Origin of the sequence: Kitasatospora sp. NPDC048298, assembly GCF_043201465.1 — a bacterium.
In the GTDB taxonomy this organism is placed as follows: Bacteria; Actinomycetota; Actinomycetes; order Streptomycetales; family Streptomycetaceae; genus Kitasatospora.
In genome coordinates this window covers 51,478-73,143 of record NZ_JBICYZ010000002.1, presented here as the reverse complement: position 1 = coordinate 73,143, position 21,666 = coordinate 51,478, and the positions used below count along the sequence as shown (strand labels likewise).

The window sequence follows — 21,666 nt, the reverse complement described above, 5'->3', positions numbered from 1 at the left end:
TCCGCCCGTCCGTCCGCGCGGGCGGAGGGCGGCCGTCCGGTCGTGAACCGTGGGGACGGCCGTGCCCGTACCCCTGTTCGGGAAGTGGGGTGGCCCGGCCGGGTGCGTGACGGCGCACCCGGACGGGCACATTCATGGGGCCCTGGAGCCGGGCCCGGGCTGACCCTAGACCAGGCTGTCCCGCCAGGCCCGGTGGAGGGCGGCGAAACGGCCGGAGCCGTCGATCAGCTCCTGTGGGGAGCCATCCTCCACGATCCGGCCCTGATCCATCACCAGGACACGGTCGGCGATCTCCACGGTGGAGAGCCGGTGGGCGATGATCACGGCCGTCCGGCCGGCCAGCACGGTGCGCATCGCCCGTTGCACGGCCTGCTCCCCGGGGACGTCCAGCGAGCTGGTCGCCTCGTCCAGGATCAGCACCGAGGGGTCGGCCAGCAGGGCGCGGGCGAAGGCCACCAGTTGGCGCTGGCCGGCCGAGATCCGGCCGCCGCGCTTGCGCACGTCGGTGTCGAAGCCGTCCGGCAGGGCGGCGATGAACTCGTACGCGCCGATGTCGCGGGCGGCCTGCTCGACCTCCTCGCGGGTGGCGCCGGGGCGGCCGATCGCGATGTTCTCGGCGACGGTGCCGGAGAACAGGAAGGACTCCTGGGTCACCATCACCACCCCGCGCCGCAGCTCGGGGGTGGCCAGCTCGCGCAGGTCCACGCCGTCCAGCCGGATCCGGCCGTCGGTCGGGTCGTAGAAGCGGGCCAGCAGCTTGGCGACCGTCGACTTGCCCGCGCCGGTCGCGCCGACCACCGCGACCGTCTGCCCGGCCGGGATCAGCAGGTCGAAGACCGGCAGCACCTCCTTGCCCGTCCGGTAGGCGAAGCGGGTGCCCTCGAAGGAGACGGCGCGGCCCTTGCCGGAGGACTCGGGCAGCCCGGTGGGCTCGGCCGGCTCGGCGACGGTCGGCTCGTGGGCGAGCAGGCCGGAGATCTTCTCCAGGGCCGCGGCGGCCGACTGGTAGCTGTTGAGGAACATCGCCAGCTGGTCGATCGGGTCGAAGAGCCGGCGCAGGTAGAGCGCGAAGGCGGTGAGCACGCCCAGCTCCAGCGCGTCGTCCACGACCAGGTACGCGCCGAGCAGCACCACGCCGGCGGTCCACAGGTTGGCGGTGGCGCGGGAGAGGCCGACGTAGCGGGCGATCTCCAGCAGGCCGTCCGCCGTCGCGGTGGCGGACTGCTTGTTGACCACGGCGAAGGCGGCGTCGTTGGCCTTCTCCCGGCGGAAGGCCTGCACCGGGCGGATGCCGTTCATGGTCTCGGTGAAGCGGACGATCAGTGAGGCCGCCGAGGTGCGCGAGCGCCGGTAGACCCGGCGCGAGCGGCGGCGGAAGGAGCGGGCGATCAGGGCCAGCGGCAGGAAGGCCGCCAGCGAGACCAGGCCGAGCTGCCAGTCCAGTACCAGCAGCAGCACCGAGATGTAGCAGACCGACAGGAAGACCGTCAGCAGCTCCTGCAGGCCCTCGGAGAGAAGCTCGCGCAGCGCGTCGATGTCGCTGGTGGCGCGGGAGATGATCCGGCCCGAGGTGTAGCGCTCGTGGAAGTCCAGGCTGAGCCGCTGGGCGTGCCGGAAGATCCGGCCGCGCAGCTCCAGCAGGATGTCCTGGTTGACCCGGGCGCTGATCTTGATGAACGCCCACTGCAGCACCGGGCTGAGCAGCGCGCAGAACAGGTAGGCGGCGACCACCGCGATCAGCGGGCCGGAGTCGTGCTCGCGCAGCGCCGGGATGCCGCGGTCCATCGCCACCGCGACCAGCAGCGGGCCGGACTGGAGCGCGGCCTGCTGGACCAGGATCACCACCATCGCGACGGCGATCCGGGCCCGGTGCGGGCCGAGCAGCGAGCGCAGCAGCGCCCGGGGCGCGCCCGGCGGGACGGGGATGTCCTCCTCGTCGGCGGGCGGCGGGGGCAGCTCCTCCTCGGCCGGCTCGGCGGGCCCGGCCTGTACGGGTTCGGCGGTGGTGGTCATACGCTGCTCCGTTCGGGCACCGGGGCGGCCTCGCCCGACATCAGTTCTCGGTAGTGCGCGCAGTCGCGCAGCAGCTCCTGGTGGGTGCCGACGGCCACGATCCGGCCGTCCGCCAGCACCGCGACCCGGTCGGCGAGCAGCACGGTGCTGGGGCGGTGGGCGACCACCAGGGCGGTGGTGGTGCCGAGGACCTCGCGCAGTGCCCGTTCGACCAGCGCCTCGGTGTGCACGTCCAGCGCGGAGAGCGGGTCGTCCAGCACCAGGAAGGCCGGGTCGCCGACCACCGCGCGGGCCAGCGCGAGGCGCTGGCGCTGGCCGCCGGACAGGCTCAGGCCCTGCTCGCCGACCTCGGTGTCCGGGCCCTGCGGGAGCTTCTCGACGAAGTCGGCCTGGGCGGTGGCGAGGGCGGTGCGCAGCTGCTCCTCACCGGCGCCGGGGGCGCCCATCAGGACGTTCTCCCGGACGGTGGCGGAGAACAGGGTGGGCTCCTCGAAGGCGACGGCGACGAGTTCGCGCAGCCGCTGCCGGGGCAGTTCGCGGATGTCCCGGCCGTCCAGCGTGATGGTGCCGGCGGTGGCCTCGTACAGCCGGGGGAGCAGCGCGGTGAGCGTGGTCTTGCCGCTGCCGGTGGCGCCGACCAGGGCCATGGTCTCGCCGCTGCGGACGTGCAGGTCGATGCCGGCCAGCAGGTCGGGGCCGTCCTCGGGGGCGTCGGGGTAGCGGAAGCGGACGCCGGTGAAGCGGATGCCGTCCGGGGCGGCGAGTTCGGTCGCGGTGCCGGGGTCGGGGCTGTCGGGTTCGTCCAGCACCTCGAAGAAGCGGTCGGTGGCGGTGGCCGCCTCGTTGGCGTAGGCGAGCAGCCAGCCGAGGGACTCGACCGGCCAGCGCAGCGCGAGCGCGGTGGAGAGGAAGGCGACCAGGGTGCCGGCGCTCAGTTCGTCGTGGGCCACCAGGTAGGCACCGACGGCGAGGGCGCAGCCGAGCGCGATCTCCGGCAGGCCGACGATGACCGCCCAGAGGTTGGCGAGCAGGTGCGCCTTGCGCAGTTCGGTGCCGCGCAGCTCCTGGGACTGGGCGCGGAAGCGCTCGGCCATCGAGCGGTGGCGGCCGAAGGCCTTGAGGATGCGGATGCCGAGGACGGACTCCTCGACCACGGTGGCGAGGTCCCCGTTCTGGTCCTGGGCGAGCCGGGAGGCGCCGGAGTAGCGGGCCTCGAACCGCCGGGTGAGCACGAACAGCGGGGCGGCCGGGACGAGGGCGATCAGTGCGAGCCGCCAGTCCTGGGTGAACATCACCACCGTGCCGGCCAGGAACATCACCGAGTTGACGACCAGGAAGACCAGCGGGAAGGCCAGGAACAGCCGCATGGTGTACATGTCGGCGGTGGCCCGGGAGAGCAGCTGGCCGGAGCCCCATCGGTCGTGGAAGGAGACCGGCAGCCGCTGGAGCTTGGCGAAGAGGTCCCCGCGCATGGCCGTCTCCAGCCCGGCCAGCGGGCGGGCCAGCACCACCCGGCGGGTGAAGAACAGCGCGGACTCGACCAGGCCGAGGACCACCAGCAGGCCGACCAGCGGCCAGAGGCCGGCCAGGTCGTGCTCGGCGAGCGGGCCGTCCACGATCAGGCCGAGGACCACCGGGACGGCGAGGGTGCTCAGCATGCCGAGCGAGGCGGCCGTCACCGAGACGGCCAGCCGGCCGCGGACGGCGCGGGCGTACGGCCACAGGCGGAGCAGGGAGCGGACCGTGGAGTGGCGCGGTGCGGTCCCGGCCGGGCCGGCCGCGGTTCTCGCGGCGTCCGCGTCGGTTCGGGGGGTTGCCGGGGTCGGGTCGTCGGGGTCTTGTCTGTTCTCGGCCATCGCGGTGAGGGTAGGCAGAGAGACCGTCACTTCTCATCCGGTTTTTCGCCCCTGTCGGTGGCGTCAGGCGAGAACCGGCCACCCGAACGGGCGGTGCGGGCGCGAACATGGGGCGCGCGCATCCGCCTCTGCGGGGACGAGTGCGCCGCGCGCCTCTTGCGAGCGCCTGCTCGTCGGCCGATTACATCTCCTGACGGATGCCCATTGACACGCAGGCGACAGGAGTGCGCAGATGACGGTCGAAACCGAGCCCACCCCCGGTCACGGTTCCGCAACCGTGCGGGTACGGGCCCAGCTCAGCCTCAGCACGACCGCGGCGCGGAACCTGGCGACGACGACCAAGTCGAAGCCGCAGATGCAGGAGATCAGCTCCCGCTGGCTGCTGAAGATGCTGCCGTGGGTGCAGGTCAGCGCGGGCACCTACCGGGTCAACCGGCGGCTGAGCTACGCCCCCGGGCAGGGCCGGGTGAGCTTCGCGAAGACCGGCTCCGCGGTGACGGTGATCGCCCCCTCGCTGGCCGAGGTGCCGGCGCTGCGCGGCTTCGAGGACGGGGAGGTGCTCGCCGAGATGGCCCGCCGGTTCGTGCAGCGGGACTTCGCACAGGGCGACGTGCTGGTGCAGGAGGGGGCGCCGATCGACGAGGTGTTCCTGATCGCGCACGGCAAGGTGGACCGGATCGGCACCGGCAAGTACGGCGAGCAGACCGAGCTGGGCTCGCTCGCCGACGGCGACCACCTCGGCGACGAGGCGATCACCGAGGGCGGTGGCACCTGGCCGTACACCGTGAAGGCGGCCACCTCCGGGGTCGCGATGGCGCTGTCCTGGCAGGTGCTCCAGGAGCTGGTCGGCCGCTCCGAGTCGCTGCGCGAGCAGCTGCTGGGCTTCGCCGCCGACGCCGCGCAGGCGCAGAACGAGCACGGCGAGGCGCGGATCGACCTCTCGGCCGGCCACCGGGGCGAGTACGAGCTGCCCGGCGCCTTCGTGGACTACGAGCAGGCGCCGCGCGAGTACGAGCTGAGCGTCGCGCAGACCGTCCTCAAGGTGCACACCCGGGTCGCGGACCTCTACAACAAGCCGATGAACCAGACCGAGGAGCAGCTGCGGCTGACCATCGAGGCCCTGCGGGAGCGGCAGGAGTACGAGATCATCAACAACCCGGAGTTCGGGCTGCTCGGCAACGCCGACTTCGACCAGCGGATCCAGACCCGCACCGGGGCGCCCACCCCGGACGACCTGGACGAGCTGCTGAGCATGCGCCGTGACACCGACTTCCTGTTCGCCCACCCGCGGGCGATCGCGGCCTTCGAGCGGGAGTGCAACCGGGCCGGCGTCTACCCGTCCACGGTCGACGTCCTCGGCAAGCACCGGCCGACCTGGCGCGGGGTGCCGATCTTCCCGTGCAACAAGATTCGGGTGTCCGACCAGCAGACCAGCGCGTTCATCGCGATGCGCGTCGGCGAGGACAACCAGGGCGTGGTCGGCCTCACCCAGATCGGCATCCCGGACGAGGTGGAGCCGGGTCTGAACGTCCGGTTCATGGGCATCGACGAGAAGGCGATCGCCTCGTACCTGGTCAGCACCTACTACTCGGCGGCGGTGCTGGTGCCGGACGCGATCGGTGTGCTGGAGAACGTCGAGGTCGGGCACGCCGGCAGCTGACGCCCTACGTCTCCTGGGCGGGGGAGCGGAGCAGGCGCAGCGAGCGCCCGCCCAGGACGACGGTGCCGCCCGGGGCGACGGTGCCGCCCGGGCCCGGGGCCGCGGTGTCGACCACGCTCTCGTACGGGGCCGCCGGCGCCGCCCAGGGTTCCCCGGGCAGGGTGAACACCACCGGTTCGTGGCCCGCGTTGAGCAGCAGCAGGAAGCTGTCGTCGCCGGGCGCCGGCCCGTCCTCGTCCCGTTCGGGCAGCGCGGTGCCGGAGAGCAGCATGCCGAGGCAGGCGGTCGGTGCGAACCAGTCGGCCTCGGTCATCTCGGTGCCGCGCGGGGTGAACCAGGTGAGGTCGGGCCGGCCGCCCGGGGTGGTGGCCCGGCCGGAGAAGAACGCCCGCCGGCGCAGCACCGGGTGGGCCAGGCGCAGCCGGACCAGCCGGGCGGTGAACGCGCACAGCTCCTGCCAGCCGGGCTGCTCCAGCAGTGACCAGTCCAGCCAGCCGACCTCGTTGTCCTGGCAGTAGGCGTTGTTGTTGCCGCCCTGGGTGCGGCCCAGTTCGTCCCCGGCGGTGAGCATCGGGACGCCGGCGGAGAGCAGCAGGGTGGCGGTCAGGTTGCGCAGTTGGCGCAGCCGCAGCGCGTTGACCGCGGGGTCGGTCGTCTCGCCCTCGGCGCCGTGGTTCCAGGAGCGGTTGTCGTCGGTGCCGTCGCGGTTGTCCTCGCCGTTGGCCCCGTTGTGCTTGCGGTCGTAGGAGACCAGGTCGCGCAGGGTGAAACCGTCGTGCGCCGTCACGTAGTTGACGGAGGCGTACGGGCGGCGGCCGGCCCGCTGGTAGAGGTCGGAGGAGCCGGAGAGGCGGTAGCCGAGCTCGCGCACGTCCGGGCGGGCGCCGCGCCAGAAGTCCCGTACGGTGTCGCGGTACCGGTCGTTCCACTCGGCCCACAGCGGGGGGAAGCCGCCGACCTGGTAGCCGCCCGGGCCGACGTCCCAGGGCTCGGCGATCAGCTTCACCCGGCCGAGCAGAGGGTCCTGGGAGACGGCGGTGAGGAAGGAGTGGTCCATGTCGACGGCGTCGCCGCCGCTCGGGCCGCCGCGGGCCAGGGCGGCGGCCAGGTCGAAGCGGAAGCCGTCCACGCCCATCTCGGTGACCCAGTAGCGCAGCGAGTCGGTGATCAGCCGGACCACCTGCGGGCGGCGGGTGTCCAGGGTGTTGCCGCAGCCGGTGTAGTCGGCGTAGCCGCGCGGGTGGTTCGGCGGGAGGCGGTAGTAGGCGGCGTTGTCGATGCCGCGCAGTGAGAGCGACGGGCCGAGGACGCCGCCCTCGGCGGTGTGGTTGAACACCACGTCGAGGATCACCTCGATCCCGGCGGCGTGCAGGGCGCGGACCATCCGCCTGAACTCGCCGACCTGGCCGCCGCGGGAGCCGGAGGCGGAGTAGCCGGCGTGCGGGGCGAAGTAGCCGATCGTGTTGTAGCCCCAGTAGTTGACGAGTCCGCGGGCCTGGAGGTGGTCCTCGCTGGCGTACTGGTGCACGGGCAGCAGCTCGACGGCCGTCACGCCGAGGCGGGTGAGGTGGTCGAGGGCGGCGGGGTGGGCGAGGCCGGCGTAGGTGCCGCGCAGGTGCGGGGGGATCTCCGGGTGGCGCATGGTGAAGCCGCGCACGTGGAGTTCGTAGAGGACCGTCTCGGACCAGGGGGTGTTCGGGCGGTCGCCGTCCTCGTGGCGTTCGTCGCCGTGGACGACCACCGATCTCGGGACGTACGGCGCGGAGTCGCGGTTGTCCCGGACGGTGTCGGCGACGTCCGCCTCGGGCCAGTTGCGGACGGCGGCGCAGGCGGCGTCGTGGGAGGTGTAACAGCCGTCGACGGCGCGGGCGTACGGGTCGAGCAGCAGCTTGGCGGGGTTCCAGCGGGCGCCGGTCCACGGGTCCCAGCGGCCGTGCACGCGGAAGCCGTAGCGGGTGCCGGGGAGCACGCCGGGGAGGAAGCCGTGCCAGACCTGGGCGTCCTGCTCGGTGAGGGGGTGGCGGGTCTCGTGGCCCTCCTCGTCGAACAGGCAGAGCTCCACGGCTTCGGCGCCGGCCGCCCAGAGGGCGAAGTCGGTGCCCCGGTGGCCTCGGTGGTCGGTGCGGAGGCGGGCGCCCAGGGGTTGCCAGTTGCCGGGGTTCAGGTGCGGTGCCGACGCCATGGCGGTGGCCTTCCTGGGCGGGGTGTTCCGGGTCCATTCACCTTCTCTTTCCCGGATTGCGTCCGGCAGAAGCGGTGGGCGTTTCCGTGGGTCGGGGGATTCCGGGTGATCGGCGTGTCCCCGTGTCGAGGGCCATCGTTGTTCCGGGCGTCGGTTGTGAACAGTGGGAGGGGCCCCGGGATGCGGCGCCGAGGACGGGTGTGGGCGCGGGGCGTGGCGGCGGTGGTCTGCTGTCTGGTCGTCCTGGCGGGTTGTGGCGGTCCGGCGGGGGTGTCGGAGGGGGACGCGGTCGAGGGCGGTGCGCGGGCGGTGCCGGCGGTGCCGTCCCGGGCGGTGCTCGCCGTGCAGCCGGTCGACGGGGCGCAGGACGTGCAGCCGGCGGGCGCCGTCCGGGTGGGGGTGACGCAGGGGCGGCTGGTGTCCGTGCGGCTGGCGGACGGCAAGGGCGCCGAGGTGCCGGGGAGGATCGCGGCCGACGGCGGCGGGTGGGTGCCGGACGGGCCGTTGCCGCTCGGGACGGCGTTCACGCTGGACTCCGTCGCGGAGGACGACCAGGGGCGCAAGGCGGCCTGGCACTCGGCGTTCACGACCGTCGCGCGGGCGCACACCTTCGCGGCGTTCTTCACCCCGGAGGACGGCTCCACGGTCGGCGTCGGCATGCCGGTCTCGCTGCGCTTCAGCCGTTCGATCACCGACCGGGCGGCGGTGGAGAAGGCCGTCCAGGTCGTCGCGGACCCGCCGGTGCCGGTGGCCGCGCACTGGTTCGACGGGCAGCGGCTGGACTTCCGTCCGCAGCAGTACTGGGCGGCGGGCACCCGGGTGACGGTGGCGTTGCGGCTCAAGGACGTGCAGGGGGCGCCGGGGGCGTTCGGGACGCAGAGCCGGGACCTGCACTTCACCGTCGGCCGGGCGCAGGTCTCGACCGTCGACCTGGACGCCCACACGATGACCGTCCGGGCGGGCCGGGGCGGCCAGGTGGTCCGGGTGCTGAAGATCTCCGGCGGCAGCCCCGACCACTCCACCTACCGGGGGGTGATGGTGGTGTCGGAGAAGTACAAGGTGACCCGGATGAACTCGCAGACCGTCGGCATGGGCGACGAGTACGACATCCAGGACGTTCCGCACGCGATGCGGCTGACCACCTCCGGCACCTTCGTGCACGGCAACTACTGGGCGGATCCCGGGGTGTTCGGCACCGCCAACACCAGCCACGGCTGCATCGGGCTGGCCGACGCCAAGGGCGGGGCGAGCAAGGACTCCCCGGCGGGCTGGCTGTTCGAGCACACCGTCCCGGGGGACGTGCTGGAGGTGAAGGCCTCCGCCGGGGACTTCGTGCCGCCGCAGAACGGGCTCAACGGCTGGAACGTGCCGTGGGACCAGTGGGTGGCCGGGAGCGCGCTGCGGCCGGTGCCGTAGGCCTCCTCCGAACCTTCACCTCTCGTCAACCCGACTCCTCTCAGGTTTCACTCGGAAGGCTTAGCTATCCTGCTCCGGCGCGTCCGGGATCCGGCCGGAAAGATCGGCCGGACGGTGCAACTCATGGGGGCACTCAACGCGTCAAGTGAGTGAAATACCGGGAGGGGAGAAACCGTGAAGACGGGTAAGACGGTCGGCGCAGCGATACGCACCACCAACCGCTACGGGCGCCGGAGCGCGATGGCGCTGGTCATGGGCGGGGTGCTGCTGCTGACGGCCGCCTGCAACGACGACAAGGGCGGCGGCTCGGGGGGTACGGGCGGCGGCAACGCGGCCTCCGCGCCGGCGGCGGACGCGGGCGGCGGCTCGGCGACGCCGAAGCCCTCGGCCGCGGTGTTCGCCGTGCAGCCGGCCGACGGCGCCCAGGACGTCGCGCCGAACGGACTGGAGGTGGCCGTCTCCAACGGCAAGCTCAGCACGGTCGAGGTGACCGACAAGGACGGCAAGCCGGTCGAGGGCGCGATCACCCCGGACGGCACCGGCTGGAAGCCCGCGGGGGCGCTCGCCGTCGGGATGGCGTACAAGGTGAACGCGCAGGCCAAGGACGCGGAGGGGCTGGTGGCCGCGTCCACCACCACCTTCACCACGCTGACGCCGGAGAAGAAGGTCTCCACCAACGACAACATCAGCGACGGCGCCACCTACGGCGTCGGCATGATCGTCTCGGTGAACTTCAACAAGGACGTCAAGAACAAGGACGCCGTCCTCAAGGGCATCACGATCGAGTCCAACAACGGCACCGTGGTCAAGGGCCACTGGTTCGGCGACCGCCGGGTGGACTTCCGTCCGGAGAAGTACTGGGCGCCGGGCACCAAGGTGACCGTCAAGTACCGGCTGAAGAACGTCGAGGTCGCCCCCGGCATCTACGGCGACGTGGACAAGGACGAGCCGTTCACCATCGGCCGGTCGATGGTCTCCACGGCGGACGCCAAGGCGCACCAGATGACCATCGAGCGGGACGGCCAGAGCACCACCGTGCCGGTCACCCTGGGCGCGGACGCCACGCCGTCCTGGGGCGGGACGATGGTGGTCATGTCCAAGGAGAAGGTCACCCGGATGAACTCGCAGACCGTCGGTCTCGGTGGCGAGTACGACATCAAGGACGTCCCGCACGCGATGCGGCTGACCACCTCCGGCACCTTCGTGCACGGCAACTACTGGGCCAGCCCGTTCGGCAAGACCAACGCGAGCCACGGCTGTGTGTCGATGCAGGACGTGAAGGGCGGCAGCGACTCCTCCGTCGCCGGCAAGTTCTTCAACGACTCGATGGTCGGCGACCCGATCAAGGTCGTGAACACCAAGGAGAAGACCGTCGCGCCCTCCAACGGGCTGGGCGGCTGGAACGTGGACTGGGCCGCCTGGTAGGCCCTTCCCGGTAGCGGGCCCGGCTGATCCGGGCCTTCCGGCGAGTTTGCCGTCGTGCGGCCCGATCCTCACCCGTTGGGGTCGGGCCGCCGCGGTTTCCGGGGCGACGAGCCCCACGAATGGCGCAACCTTTCCGATGGCCCGGAGCGTGTGACGTTCGGGTCCGTCGGATTCACGGGGATCACGGGGTTTCTGAGGGAGGGATCGACGTTGAGGTCGATACGCAGAGTGGTGGCGGTCGGTCTGGTCGGCGGCGCGATGGCGCTGACGGCCGCCTGCGGCGGGGGCGGCGGGAGCACGGCGGGCGGCGCGGCCAAGGCCGACCTGGGGGCGGGCGCGGCCGGTGCCAAGCCCGCGGCGGCGCCCAGCGCGGCGGCGTCCACCGGCACGGTGCCGAAGGTCTCCAAGGCGGCCGTGAGCATCGAGCCCAAGCCCGGCTCGGTGGACGTGGCGCCGAACGCGCTGAAGATCGGCGCGACCGGGGGCAAGCTCACCACCGTCAACGTGAACGACAAGGCGGGCAAGGAGGTCCCCGGCACCATCTCCGCCGACGGCTCCTCCTGGACGCCCACGGCCGGCCTGGAGGTGGGCACCGCCTACCAGGTCAGCGCGATGGCCGCGGACGCCGACGGCGCGGTCGCCACGGCGGACAGCGACTTCTCCACGCTGACCCCGACGGAGCTCGCCAAGGCCTCGGACAACGTGGACAACGACGCGACGTACGGCGTCGGCATGATCGTCTCGGTGAACTTCAGCAAGGACGTCGCGAACAGGGACGAGGTCGCCCGGGGCATCAGCTTCGAGACCAGCAACGGCACCGTGGTGAAGGGCCACTGGTTCGGCGACCGCCGGCTGGACTTCCGCCCGGAGCAGTACTGGACGCCCGGGACGAAGGTGGTCGTGCACTACCGCCTCAAGAGCGTCGAGATCGCCCCCGGGGTGTACGGCGGGGACCGGGACGAGCCCTTCACGATCGGGCGGTCCCAGATTTCGACGGTTGACGCCGCGACGCACAAGATGACGGTCGTATCGGCAGGTCAGACGAGCGACATCGACATCAGCGCCGGCGCGCCCGAACACCCCACCTGGAACGGGACGATGGTGGTCATGTCCAAGGAGGGCGTGGTGCGGATGCAGTCCAGCACCCTGCCCGGCATGACCGGTGCGCCGTACGACCTCCAGGTCCCGCACTCGATGCGGCTCACCGACTCCGGCACGTACGTGCACGGCAACTACTGGAGCAGCAGCAGCACCTTCGGCGAGGACAACGTCAGCCACGGCTGCGTGGGCCTCAAGGACGTCCAGGGCGGCGGCGCCAACACCTCGATGGGCAAGTTCTACGACGGCACGCTGGTCGGCGACGTGATGGTCGTGAAGAACTCGACGAGGAAGGAGACGCTCGACCCGTCGAACGGGCTGAGCGGCTGGAACGCGCCGTGGAGCACCTGGTGATCGGTCGCTGAGGTGGGGGAGGGGTCAACCCGGGCTTGACGGAAGTCGGCCCGGGTCGGCCCCTTCTTGCATCCGGCATATGCCGACGCGACGTGATCGTTTGCTCATTGTCCGTACGCGGCTGCTTGCGTTCCGCAATGATGGTCCGCATGGCGGGTTGGGGCGAAGCAGATCAGTCAGTGGTTCCCGGGGCCGGAGTGGTGGCCGAGGCATCCTGGATCGACGTCCGGGGCGGTGGGCTCTCGGCATTGGAGCGGCTCACCTCCGAGGAGCTGGAGGAGCTGTACTCCGGCAGACTCCGCGACCCGTCGGCCCCCAACGAGGTACGGCTGCCGTCCCGGCCCGAGTCGGGCCCGGTGGCCCGCAGACTGGTGCTCTCCGTCCTGGAGTCCTGGGAGCTCCACCAGCACCTGGAGGCCGGGGAGTTGCTGACCAGCGAGCTGGTCAGCAACGCGGTCCGGCACGCGGCCGGGCGCACCATCGGCCTGCACGTCGGCCGCAAGCCCGGGTGGCTGCGGATCGAGGTCCGGGACTCCTCGCGGGCGCTGCCGTGCATGATCCTCGCCGAGGCGAAGCCGGTGAACGAGCGCGGGCGGGGGCTGAGGATCGTCGACGACCTCGCCGACCGCTGGGGCGCGGACCTGCTGCCGCGCGGCAAGGGCGTCTGGTTCGAGCTGAGGGTGCGCGAGCGGCCCTGAGGGCGGGTGAACCGCTGTTCCTTGTGTTCCCGTGTTCCCGGGAAACACGCAGGGCCCCCGGGTGCGCCGTGGTCCGGCGGATGGGGGCCCCTGCAAGTCATCGCGCCGGCCAAGGGGGTGCGTGCCGCGCGATGGGCGTCGGCAGTGCCAGGTCGGGCCCGCCGAAGTCATCAACCCAGGGCGGCGTGCTGTGTCGCCCGCCGTTGGGCTGCTCTGACTATCGCACGGATCTCAGCATGTGGGCAAACCGGATGGCTTGGAATGCAAGGTCTGTTACCTAGTTCACCTTTGGAATTTGCATAGGTTAACGCCATCGCCTGTGAATATTCATGATCGCGGCAATGTGACCATGGCTTGGCGGGCTCGGGCGGCGTGTGCGCGCACGGCGGCGGGGGAGAGGTGCCGGCGGGGTGGCGGGGCGCTGGGGGTGCCGTCGCGGCAGGTGCGGCAGAGGCCGCCGAGGAGGGCGTGGGGGCGGCAGGGGGTGCGGCAGGCGGTGCACTCGATGACGCGGGCGGGGTGGTCCGGCTGTGGCGGTGGGGTCGGAGCCGGGTGGCGTTCCGGGGGCATCTTGTCGAGCAGGCGGCGGCGGGTGAAGGCGGCCGGGCTGTGGACGTCCGGCGGGAGGCCTCCGGTGAGGGCGGCCGTGAAGAGGGCCGGGGAGGTGCCCCGGGCCAGCCACTCGGCGGCCAGCGGTTCCAGGGCGGTGCAGTCGGCGGCCGAGAGGGCGAGGCGGGGGTCGGCGAGGCCGAGGCCGGCGAGGGCGGCGTAGGCGGCCGAGGTGGGGGAAGCGCGGTTGAGCGTTCGCTCCTTGGGGGGATCGGGCGCGGCGGGCGTTGACGTTTCGCCGGTCATGACGAAGCGCGTCCACCAGGCGTCGGAGCGGGGCGTGCGGGAGAAGTAGGTGCGGAACACCCAGCGGCAGTCCTTGGAGCTGACGCGCTCCCGGACGCGACGCAGATGACCTGCGGTGGAGAGGTTGTTGAGGGCGGTGCGGCAGGCCATCTGCCCGTAGTGGGGCTGGAGGACGGCGAGGGTCTTGACGTCCATGGCGGCGCCGTCGGGGAGGTGGTCGACGAGCGAGGCGAGGTACGCCTCGCGGGCGGGGAGGTGGGCGAAGTCACGCGCGGAGCGGGGGAGTTGCTCCGGGGCGGACTGCTTGCCGTATCCGGGGGGCGCCATGGCGGTAGGGTCGTGAGTAGCCACAGGATCGAGTCGCATTCGGTCGTGCCGGTCAGACCCCCGTTCGGTGTTGGTAGCACCGGCGGGGGTTGTTTCTTGCTGCGCACGCTACATGGGGAAACCGCCCGTGGAGAAGTCGTGACGATAAGTCATATCTGCTGCGCACAGGGGTGGTTGGAAGGTGGTTACCCACCCATTCCATTGAGGGTCACTCGGCCTGTGTGGCTTGAGCTTCGGAGGCGAAGGAGACGAAGGCGGACCAGGCCTCGGGGGAGAAGGTGAGGGTCGGGCCGGTCTTGTCCTTGGAGTCGCGGACCTGGATGGCGGAGGGGTGGGAAGCGACCTCGACGCAGTTGCCAGCGTCGTGGTCGCTGTAGCTAGAACGGAACCACGGCATGGTGGCGTTCATAGTTGCTCCAGTGTCTTTCGGATGAACCGCGCTGATTCCCGCGGGGCGAGGGCCTGCGAGCGGATCATCGCGTGGCGTCGGCTGAGCTTGCCTACGAGTTGCGGGTCAGAGTGGAGAGCGTTCGTTAGGTGGGTCTCGACGTACGCATACTGTTCATTGTTGATCGTTTCCAAGATGGTGAGCGATCCCGAGAGTCCAGAAGGGAGCATCTGCTCGGCAGGAAGGATCTGGATCCGGATGTTGCGTGAGCCCTCGAACTCAAGCAGCCGGTGGAGCTGCTCCTTCATGGCCTCCCTTCCGCTGATGGAAGTGTGGAGGGCCGCTTCGTAGATGGTGAAACTGAACAGCACCTCGGGCTCCACGAGCCTCTCTTGTCGCTTGAGGCGAAAAGCCACGCGTTCTTCAATGGTGGCGCTGTCCACGGGGGGCATGTGGCGGCTGAGGATAGCCCTGGCATAGTCCTCGGTCTGCATCAAGCCTGGGATGTAAAGGGCCTCATAGGAGTAGAAGGCAACCGCTTCCTTCTCCACGTCGAAGTAGGCGTCGCTGCGCGCAGGCCTGTTCTCCGGGGTGAGATAGGGGTGAGCCCCCACCAGCATCCCCTTCGCGTCGCACAACTCATCTGCTGCCTGTAGCAGTTGGAGCGTCGGCTTCCGTCGCCCCGCCTCCATCGACCGCACGCTCTCGATGTCGTAGTGAGCCGCCTGGCTCAGCTGCTCCCGACTCACGCCCGCGAGAGTGCGCCAACGCTTGACCTGATCGCCGCAGTACTTCCACGAAACCGGGTTCTGCTTCGGCGTGCTCACGGCCCCGCGCCCCTTCCTGCCCTGGTCGCAGGGCGGTCAGCCTCTCGCCGTACGTACGGCGTTACTGCTGAGGCTATGCCCGCCTGTCGACGCTTGAAGGGTGAAATGGCCGAACTCAGCCCTCGCGAGTGACGCCGCCCGTAAACCCTCCCAAGGACTCTGATGCTCACTCAGCCCGTCGACCTCGTCGAGTGGATGTTCCCCCGCCTCCCCCGCAGCGCCGGCCGTGCCCGCATCCGCTTCATCCGGCAGGCCTTCGAGTGGGAGGTGCCCGTCGACGCCGCCGAGACCGCCCTGATCCTCCTCAGCGAACTCGTCACCAACGCGTGCAGCCACGCCCGCGGCCCGCGTGACCGGATGATCGGCGTGCGCGTCCTCCTCCCCACCGCCTCCGTGCTCCGCATCGAGGTCTCGGACGCCAACTCCAAGCTCCCGACCGTCCGCCACGCCACCCCCGAGGACGAGTCCGGCCGGGGCCTCGAACTCGTCGCCGCCCTCGCCACCTCCTGGGGCGCCCACCTCCGTGGCGACGGCCACATCGGCAAGACCATCTGGTGCGAACTCGCCCTCCCCGCCCCCCTCGACCCTCACGCCTGAGCCCTACCCGCCGACCGCGCGAGAAGTCGGGTGGGCCGACTTCTCGCGCACGCCCTCCGGTCGCTGCCGCACGCCTCTACCGCCTTCTGCGGTGCCGGGACAGGGTGGCGACCGACCGTATCCGTCTCATCAACAGGAGAACAGCATGGGAGAGCACTCGAAGCCGCCGACGGACCCGAGCCAGGGGACTCCGCCGCCGGACAACGCCGACGGCAAGGTGCCCCCGCCGCCGCCGAGCAACGGCAAGCACAAGAAGAAGTGATGGCGAGCGACGACGGGCGCCTGGCCGAGCACCGGGCACGCCTGCACGCGGAGATGGCGCGACGCGGGGCGTGGCCGGAGGACTCGCCGTGGCTGCGCGAGGCCTTCGCCGCCCTGCCGCGCGACCGGTTCGCGCCGGACCGGCTGTGGCGCTGGGACGGCTGGGCCTACGTGCCGGTCGACCACGCCGACGACCCGGACCGCTGGGCCGCCGAGCTGTACTCCGGCGTCGACGCGGCTGCCGTCACCCAACTCACCGACGGCCGCCCGTCGTCCTCACTGTCCGCGCCCTCCGTGGTGGCGGACATGCTGGACAGCCTCAGGGTGGAGCCGGGCCACCGGGTGTGGGACGTCGGCACCGGCCAGGGCTGGACGGCGGCGCTGGCCGCCTGGCGGGCCGGGCCCGGCCTGGTGGTGACCACCGAGGTCGACGAGGGCCTGGCCACCTTCGCCCGGGCCCGCCTCGCGGACGCCGGGCTCGACGTCCACGCAGCGGCGGGGGACGGCACCCGCGGCGGGGTGCCGGGCGGCGGCCGGGTCGACCGCCTCCACGCCACCTACGCCGTCGAAACCGTCCCCTGGTCCTGGGTGGAGGCGGTGCGCCCGGGCGGACGGATCGTCTACCCCTGGGGCCGGTTGGGGTACGTCGCCCTCACCGTCGCCGACGACGGCACCGCCGCGCACGGCTGGGTCCACGGCCTGGCCCAGTTCATGGGCGACCGCCACGCTCCGGCCCAGCCGGGCAGTGGGCCCGCCGCGTACGCACAGGTGCGCGGCGATGCCGAACCCGAGGCCTGCCGGGTACTGGACCGCGACCCGGCAGGCCTGGAGGACTGGCACCTCAGGTTCGCGCTGCGCGTCGCCGTCCCGGACGCCGTGCTGTTCACCGACCGGGCCGGGGAGGGGCCGGCCACCCTGGTCCACGACGGCGCCCGTTCGTGGGCCGAGATCCGTCCGGACGCGGACGGCGGGCCGCTGCTGTCGCAGGGCGGGCCGCGCCGCATCGGCGACGAACTCGTGGCCGCCTGGTCCCAGTGGGAGGAACTCGGCCGCCCCGATCTCTACGACTACGGCGTCACCGTCACCCCGGACGCCCAATGGGCCTGGCAGGGCGACCCGAACGACGGCCCCCGGTGGCCGATCGGACGCCGGTCGACCCCGCCTCTGCCCGGCGCCCTCGGGCAACGGACCGCGCTGAATGACGTTCTCCGGCGGTTCGGGCCGGATGAGGACTTTGCGGCGGACGTGGCATCCGCTCACGCCCTGCTCAACGACAAGGTGGCCGAGTGGCCCGCCGACTGAGGGCGATGCGCGAGAAGTCGGCCCGGCCGACTTCTCGCGCAGCATGGGCGTGTTGATGACGCCCGGGGTCAGGAGAGCGAGAAGCCCATCTGGTTCACCACCGGCGTCATCGGCACGTACAGCACCTGCGCGTAGCACTTGGCCGGGTGCGTCGTCGATCCGGCCGGGCAGCCGACCTCGGACCTCGCCGCCACGATCACGCCGCGGGCCTCCATGTCGCCGTTCGGGCCGGAGGGGTTGGCCACTGCCGGGCCGCCGCTGTCGCCCTGCGCGGCGATCGCCCGGCGGTCGCCGCCCTTCGACTCGGCGACGTCCACCGGCCTGATCTTCGTGCCCTCGTCGTTCGTCGTCTCCACGTCGACCCGCTTGATCTGCACGTCGCACTTCCACCCCGACTGGGCGCCGCTCAGGCAGACCAGGTCCCCGACGTTGTTCCGCCCGGCCCCGTACGTGTGCCGGGACGAGCCGCCGTGGTCCGACCAGGCGCCGTCGTAGAACCGGCCGCCGCCGCTCCCGTTGACCGCGATCATGCCGACGTCCAGGCCGTCGCCGACCGAGGACAGGTCGCCGATGTAGCCGCCGGTGCCGTTGTAGTACCTGCCGCCGCCGCAGTGCGCGGCGGTCAGTACCACCCTCGTCCCGCCCTTCCAGCCGCTGAACGCCGTCGAGCAGAACGACGCCTTCGCCGTGCTCACCTCGGCCCCCGCGTAGTACGGCGCGCTGTCGGAGTGCCGGCCGCCGGACAGCGCCACCGGTGTTCCTTCGACACTGGCCGTCACCGGCATCCCGGCGATCTCGGCGGCCCGCGAGGAGTACGCCTGCACGGTCGCGTCACCGTCGGTGAGCCGCTTCGCCGCCGCCGTCTCCGGCGCGTACGTGATCGCGATCGCGGCGCCGTCCTCCTGGGGGCCGATCGACGTCCAGGCGTCGCGGGCCACGGCGGCGGTGAAACGGTCGATCGCGGCGCGCATCTCCGCGCGGGAGTACGGGCTCCGGTGGACGTCGACGGTGTAGCCGGGCCGGGCGTTCGCGTCGAGGAGGAGGCGGACCGTGGCCGGGGTCGCACCCTTCCAGTAGACGTCGGCGTGCTGGTCGGACGCGTCGACCACCGTCCCCGCGTAGCCGGCAGCCGCCGGGTCCCCGGACTCCACCCAGTCCTGCACCGGGTCCGTCATGCGGTGGAGCACCTGCTGGGCGTCCGGATCGCGGAGCACCGGCAGACTCACGGACAGGTACGGCTCGTCCTGCGCCACATCGGCGGCGACCAGGCCGGAGCCGACCACGACGGCCAGGACCACGGGCAGCACGAGGCGGGAGCGGCGCATGAGCGGGGTCCTTCCGGTGAGCCGACGGGCCGACACTCAGCGTAGGGATTCATCGACGGTCCGCTACGGGGGAAAGCCGAACACCGGGCCGCCAACGGGTGTGCGCGAGCGGCAACGCGCCCCCGCGAGGGGCGGGGCGACCCCCCGGAGGCAGATGGGGCGCCTGCGCGGGAAGTCGGCCCTGTCGACTTCCCGCGCGGACGGCTAGCATCGGGCCCGTGAACCTGTACTGGCACGTCGTGCTGCCACCGCTCAGCGCCTGATCGGGCGCGCGCTTCGGTGGCTTGACCCCCTGCGACCCCGGCCCGGCCCGATGGCGGCCGCCGTGGGCCGGTGGCGTGCGCCCGTTCTCGGAACCCCTCTCCTGACGGTCTTCGACGACGGAAGTTCACGACTGTGCCGAATCGCTTGCCCTCGCCTGCCCGTACCGCTTCCCCCGTTTCCCCCGTGCCCCCCGTTCCCCGGGCACCCCGCCGCGCCCGTCCCCGCGGTGGCGCGGTGCCGATCCTGACCGCCGCCGTCCTCTGGGGCACCACCGGCACGGCCAGCTCGCTGGCACCCTCCGGCGCCCCGGCGGCCGGGATCGGCGCCGCCGGACTGGTGCTCGGCGGACTGCTGCTGTTCCTCACCGACCGCACCGCCCGGGAACTGCCCCGGGTGTGCGCGCCGCGCGAGCGGTGGCTGCTCGCGGCCGGAGCCGTCGCGGTGGCCGGGTACCCGCTGACCTTCTACCCGGCGGTGAGCCGTACCGGCGTGGCCGTCGCCACCGTGATCGCCCTCGGCAGCGCGCCGGTGTTCACCGGACTGCTCGGCTGGCTCGCCCGGCAAGGCCGGCCCGACGGGCGGTGGGCCGGGGCCACGGCGCTCGCCGTACTCGGCTGCGCCGTGCTCGTACTGGGCCCCGAACTCGCCGGGCGCGGCACGGCGGTGGACCCGTTGGGCGTACTGCTGGCGGCGCTCTCCGGGCTCTCCTACGCGGTCTACTCGCTGATCGGCGGACGACTGATCGCGGCCGGGCACCCCTCGGGCGGGGTGATGGGCGCCATGTTCGGCGGCGGGGCGCTGATCGTCCTGCCGGTGCTTCTCACCGGAGACCTGGCCTGGCTCGCCTCGGCGCGCGGGGCAGGAGTGGTGCTGCACCTCGCAGTGGTCACCACGTTCGTCGCCTACTGGCTGTTCGGCCACGGCCTGCGGCACACCACCGCCCAGACCGCCACCACCCTGACCCTCGCCGAACCGGCCGTCGCCGCCGTCCTCGGCGTGGCCGCCCTCGGCGAGCGCCTGCCCGCCCTCTCCTGGTGCGGCCTCGCCGTCCTGGCCTGCGGCCTGGCCGTCCTCGCCCTCCCAGCGCGCCGCTAGTGCTCTGACCGCATAGGTTCGCCGGGGTGGGTGCTTCTCAGTCGGATCGTGCCGCCTTCCATGTCCACGATGTTCGGCGGGGAAGGCTGTCCAGTTCCCGGCGGCCGGTGCACCAGAGAAGCACCTGGACAGGATCTCCGGGTGGGGCGTCGGGGAAGAGGCGATCGAGCACAGCCGCACACAGCGGTGCCGGCGGCAACCAGTCCACGCCCAGTCCCTGCGTGATGTCGTGGGTGTGCAGCAGGGTTTCGGCGACGCCCATGGCTGCGAACCCCTCGGGGTCGCACGGACCCCAGTGCCAGGCCCGCAAGGTGGGGCCGGCTGTGGCCAACGCGCTGCTGAGGAGTCGGCCGCAGGCGGTGACCGTCTGAAGTACATCGGCCGGCGAGGCGGTGGGGCGAACGTTCAGGTCGAAGGGGAGGTAGGCGTCGGCAGCACCTGATGCCACTTGCCCTGCGTAGGCCAGGAGGTCGTGTCCGATGTGCGCCGCCGTCTCCCAGCAACTCCACTCCAGCGGACCCGCCCGCACCGTCCAATCCGCAGCCGTGTGGGGGCCGAGCGTCCTCGACATCTCCGCCACGGCCGTGTCGACATCCTGATAGTCCATGCGGAGCTCCTTACGAGGTTCGTGTTGTGCGACTGAGCTGTGTCGGTGGTCCGGTCACGCTGCTTGGGCTTCGGGGCGCCCTCCCCACCGGACGCCCTTCTCTGAGCTGTGTGGTTCGGATGGTTCGAGTCCGCCGGCGTGAACTGCCGCAGCGGTCCGAAGTGCGCCTCGATCGGGTTCGCCCAGGACGCGTTGGCGGGTGTGAAGCAGAGGTGGACGTTGTTGTTCTTCGTCCAGCGAATGATCTTCTTGCCGTTGTGGGCGGAGAGGTTGTCCGGGATCACGTAGACCGGGGCGCCGTCCGGGCGGGCCGCCCGGATCGACCTGAGCGCGGCCAGGGTGTTCACGGTGCCCTCGCGGCGCCTGTTCACGCCCCACAGGGCGTCGTCGCCGACCGAGTAGCAGCCGTGGAAGTAGGTCACGCCGTGGGTCCGCTTGTAGGTCGCCGGCAGCCAGTCGGGCCGGCCCTGCTCGACCCGGCAACTTCCCGCGGTGGGGCGGGTGCCGAGCGGGCCGAACCCGTCGAACGCGAATGTGCGGTCCGGGAAGCGGTCCAGGACGTGCTCGATCCGGTCGAGCTTGGCGTCGTAGCCGGGGTCGGTGGACTCCTTCCACGTCTTGGTCCGCTGGAAGGCGACGCCTCGTCGGGCGAGCAGACAGCGCAGGGCCTCACGGCCGATGCGGATCACCCGGCCATGAACCCGGCGCAGGTAGGCGAGCAGTTTGCGGACGGACCAGCGGGTGAACGGCTGCCCGAGCTGGGCGGGGCGGGTGGCGGCCGTCTTGATGACGAAGGCCTCGTCGTCAGGACTGAGCAGACGGGGACGGCCTCCCGCCCGCTGAGGGTCCAGGCAGGCCAGGCCGATCTCGTTGAACCGGTGGACCAAATCCCGCACGGTGTCCCCATCCGCCTGGACCAGCCGGGCGATGACCGGCACCCGGTTCCCGCCGGCCGACGCCAGCAGCATCGTCGCCCGCCGGTAGCGCACCGAACTGGTACTGCCCCGGCGCACGATCCGCTGTAACTGCTGCCCCTCTTGATCGGTCAGTCTCCGGACCTTGACCGGCTCTGCCACCATGCCTCCCCACACCGGACCGGAGGTCCACCGACATCCA

At 71.9% G+C, this 21,666-nt stretch carries 16 protein-coding genes and 2 pseudogenes; 8 read left to right on the top strand and 10 right to left on the bottom strand.

Going from position 1 to position 21,666, the window contains the following annotated elements:
- Nucleotides 1-165: 165 nt before the first annotated feature.
- The gene (locus ACGF0D_RS01555; RefSeq protein WP_392913586.1) at nt 166-2,013 is read right to left on the bottom strand and encodes an ABC transporter ATP-binding protein; all 1,848 of its coding nucleotides are present in this window, start codon (nt 2,011-2,013) and stop codon (nt 166-168) included.
- Nucleotides 2,010-3,869 (bottom strand): ABC transporter ATP-binding protein, encoded by a 1,860-nt coding sequence (locus ACGF0D_RS01550; RefSeq protein ID WP_392872973.1) that lies wholly within the window; start codon nt 3,867-3,869, stop codon nt 2,010-2,012. Before ACGF0D_RS01550 ends, ACGF0D_RS01555 begins: the two co-directional genes overlap by 4 nt.
- Before the next feature lie 232 nt (nt 3,870-4,101).
- On the opposite strand from ACGF0D_RS01550, the gene ACGF0D_RS01545 reads away from it, so the two are divergent.
- Nucleotides 4,102-5,529, top strand: a complete 1,428-nt coding sequence (locus ACGF0D_RS01545; RefSeq protein ID WP_392913585.1) for a family 2B encapsulin nanocompartment shell protein — start codon at nt 4,102-4,104, stop codon at nt 5,527-5,529.
- Between the two features lie 4 nt (nt 5,530-5,533).
- Here the strand turns inward: ACGF0D_RS01545 and glgX are convergent, their stop codons facing one another.
- Complete coding sequence (gene glgX, locus ACGF0D_RS01540) at nt 5,534-7,711, bottom strand: glycogen debranching protein GlgX (RefSeq protein ID WP_392913584.1); 2,178 nt, start codon at nt 7,709-7,711, stop codon at nt 5,534-5,536.
- Nucleotides 7,712-7,891: 180 nt separating this feature from the next.
- Here glgX and ACGF0D_RS01535 point away from each other — a divergent pair, with 180 nt between their 5' ends.
- The 4 genes from ACGF0D_RS01535 to ACGF0D_RS01520 all read left to right on the top strand — a co-directional run bounded on the left by ACGF0D_RS01535 (nt 7,892) and on the right by ACGF0D_RS01520 (nt 12,702).
- On the top strand, nt 7,892-9,127 hold the full coding sequence (locus ACGF0D_RS01535; protein ID WP_392913582.1) for an Ig-like domain-containing protein: 1,236 nt from the start codon (nt 7,892-7,894) through the stop codon (nt 9,125-9,127).
- A 174-nt stretch (nt 9,128-9,301) separates the two neighbouring features.
- Nucleotides 9,302-10,552, top strand: coding sequence for an Ig-like domain-containing protein (locus tag ACGF0D_RS01530; protein ID WP_392872961.1), 1,251 nt, complete (start codon nt 9,302-9,304; stop codon nt 10,550-10,552).
- Between the two features lie 210 nt (nt 10,553-10,762).
- On the top strand, nt 10,763-12,004 hold the full coding sequence (locus ACGF0D_RS01525) for an Ig-like domain-containing protein (RefSeq protein ID WP_392913580.1): 1,242 nt from the start codon (nt 10,763-10,765) through the stop codon (nt 12,002-12,004).
- Nucleotides 12,005-12,204: 200 nt separating this feature from the next.
- Nucleotides 12,205-12,702 carry an ATP-binding protein gene (locus ACGF0D_RS01520; protein ID WP_392913578.1) on the top strand — a complete coding sequence of 166 codons (498 nt, stop codon included), beginning with the start codon at nt 12,205-12,207 and terminating at the stop codon, nt 12,700-12,702.
- A 327-nt stretch (nt 12,703-13,029) separates the two neighbouring features.
- Here the strand turns inward: ACGF0D_RS01520 and ACGF0D_RS01515 are convergent, their stop codons facing one another.
- The 3 genes from ACGF0D_RS01515 to ACGF0D_RS01505 form a co-directional block, all read right to left on the bottom strand.
- A complete protein-coding gene (locus tag ACGF0D_RS01515) occupies nt 13,030-13,884 on the bottom strand; it encodes a hypothetical protein (protein ID WP_392913576.1) in 855 nt (284 codons plus the stop codon).
- Between the two features lie 208 nt (nt 13,885-14,092).
- Entirely contained in the window at nt 14,093-14,293 is a 201-nt protein-coding gene (locus tag ACGF0D_RS01510; protein ID WP_392913574.1) for a DUF397 domain-containing protein, read from the bottom strand.
- Nucleotides 14,290-15,099, bottom strand: a complete 810-nt coding sequence (locus ACGF0D_RS01505; protein ID WP_392913572.1) for a helix-turn-helix domain-containing protein — start codon at nt 15,097-15,099, stop codon at nt 14,290-14,292. The genes ACGF0D_RS01510 and ACGF0D_RS01505 overlap by 4 nt, the downstream gene beginning before the upstream one ends.
- A 162-nt stretch (nt 15,100-15,261) precedes the next feature.
- On the opposite strand from ACGF0D_RS01505, the gene ACGF0D_RS01500 reads away from it, so the two are divergent.
- Both ACGF0D_RS01500 and ACGF0D_RS01495 read left to right on the top strand, forming a co-directional pair.
- A complete protein-coding gene (locus ACGF0D_RS01500) occupies nt 15,262-15,696 on the top strand; it encodes an ATP-binding protein (protein WP_392913569.1) in 435 nt (144 codons plus the stop codon).
- Nucleotides 15,697-15,957: 261 nt separating this feature from the next.
- Nucleotides 15,958-17,259, top strand: a complete 1,302-nt coding sequence (locus ACGF0D_RS01495; protein WP_392913566.1) for a protein-L-isoaspartate O-methyltransferase — start codon at nt 15,958-15,960, stop codon at nt 17,257-17,259.
- Between the two features lie 68 nt (nt 17,260-17,327).
- On the opposite strand, the gene ACGF0D_RS01490 is transcribed toward ACGF0D_RS01495, so the two are convergent.
- Nucleotides 17,328-18,584 carry a hypothetical protein gene (locus ACGF0D_RS01490; RefSeq protein ID WP_392913564.1) on the bottom strand — a complete coding sequence of 419 codons (1,257 nt, stop codon included), beginning with the start codon at nt 18,582-18,584 and terminating at the stop codon, nt 17,328-17,330.
- A gap of 498 nt (nt 18,585-19,082) precedes the next feature.
- On the opposite strand from ACGF0D_RS01490, the gene ACGF0D_RS01485 reads away from it, so the two are divergent.
- Entirely contained in the window at nt 19,083-19,943 is an 861-nt protein-coding gene (locus ACGF0D_RS01485) for a DMT family transporter (protein ID WP_392913562.1), read from the top strand.
- A gap of 37 nt (nt 19,944-19,980) precedes the next feature.
- On the opposite strand, the gene ACGF0D_RS01480 is transcribed toward ACGF0D_RS01485, so the two are convergent.
- The 3 genes and pseudogenes from ACGF0D_RS01480 to ACGF0D_RS01470 form a co-directional block, all read right to left on the bottom strand.
- On the bottom strand, nt 19,981-20,205 hold the full coding sequence (locus ACGF0D_RS01480) for a hypothetical protein (RefSeq protein WP_392874292.1): 225 nt from the start codon (nt 20,203-20,205) through the stop codon (nt 19,981-19,983).
- Nucleotides 20,206-20,226: 21 nt separating this feature from the next.
- A pseudogene (locus ACGF0D_RS01475) lies at nt 20,227-20,514 on the bottom strand (hypothetical protein); the annotation flags it as partial.
- Between the two features lie 128 nt (nt 20,515-20,642).
- A pseudogene (locus ACGF0D_RS01470) lies at nt 20,643-21,626 on the bottom strand (IS630 family transposase); the annotation flags it as partial.
- Nucleotides 21,627-21,666: the final 40 nt, after the last annotated feature.

Bases quoted from the DNA above. Each gene is read 5' to 3' on its own strand.
- ACGF0D_RS01555 (WP_392913586.1), bottom strand. From the start codon at position 2,013: ATGACCACCACCGCCGAACCCGTACAGGCCGGGCCCGCCGAGCCGGCC.
- ACGF0D_RS01550 (WP_392872973.1), bottom strand. From the start codon at position 3,869: ATGGCCGAGAACAGACAAGACCCCGACGACCCGACCCCGGCAACCCCC.
- ACGF0D_RS01545 (WP_392913585.1), top strand. From the start codon at position 4,102: ATGACGGTCGAAACCGAGCCCACCCCCGGTCACGGTTCCGCAACCGTG.
- glgX (WP_392913584.1), bottom strand. From the start codon at position 7,711: ATGGCGTCGGCACCGCACCTGAACCCCGGCAACTGGCAACCCCTGGGC.
- ACGF0D_RS01535 (WP_392913582.1), top strand. From the start codon at position 7,892: ATGCGGCGCCGAGGACGGGTGTGGGCGCGGGGCGTGGCGGCGGTGGTC.
- ACGF0D_RS01515 (WP_392913576.1), bottom strand. From the start codon at position 13,884: ATGGCGCCCCCCGGATACGGCAAGCAGTCCGCCCCGGAGCAACTCCCC.
- ACGF0D_RS01510 (WP_392913574.1), bottom strand. From the start codon at position 14,293: ATGAACGCCACCATGCCGTGGTTCCGTTCTAGCTACAGCGACCACGAC.
- ACGF0D_RS01500 (WP_392913569.1), top strand. From the start codon at position 15,262: ATGCTCACTCAGCCCGTCGACCTCGTCGAGTGGATGTTCCCCCGCCTC.
- ACGF0D_RS01495 (WP_392913566.1), top strand. From the start codon at position 15,958: ATGGCGAGCGACGACGGGCGCCTGGCCGAGCACCGGGCACGCCTGCAC.
- ACGF0D_RS01490 (WP_392913564.1), bottom strand. From the start codon at position 18,584: ATGCGCCGCTCCCGCCTCGTGCTGCCCGTGGTCCTGGCCGTCGTGGTC.
- ACGF0D_RS01480 (WP_392874292.1), bottom strand. From the start codon at position 20,205: ATGGGCGTCGCCGAAACCCTGCTGCACACCCACGACATCACGCAGGGA.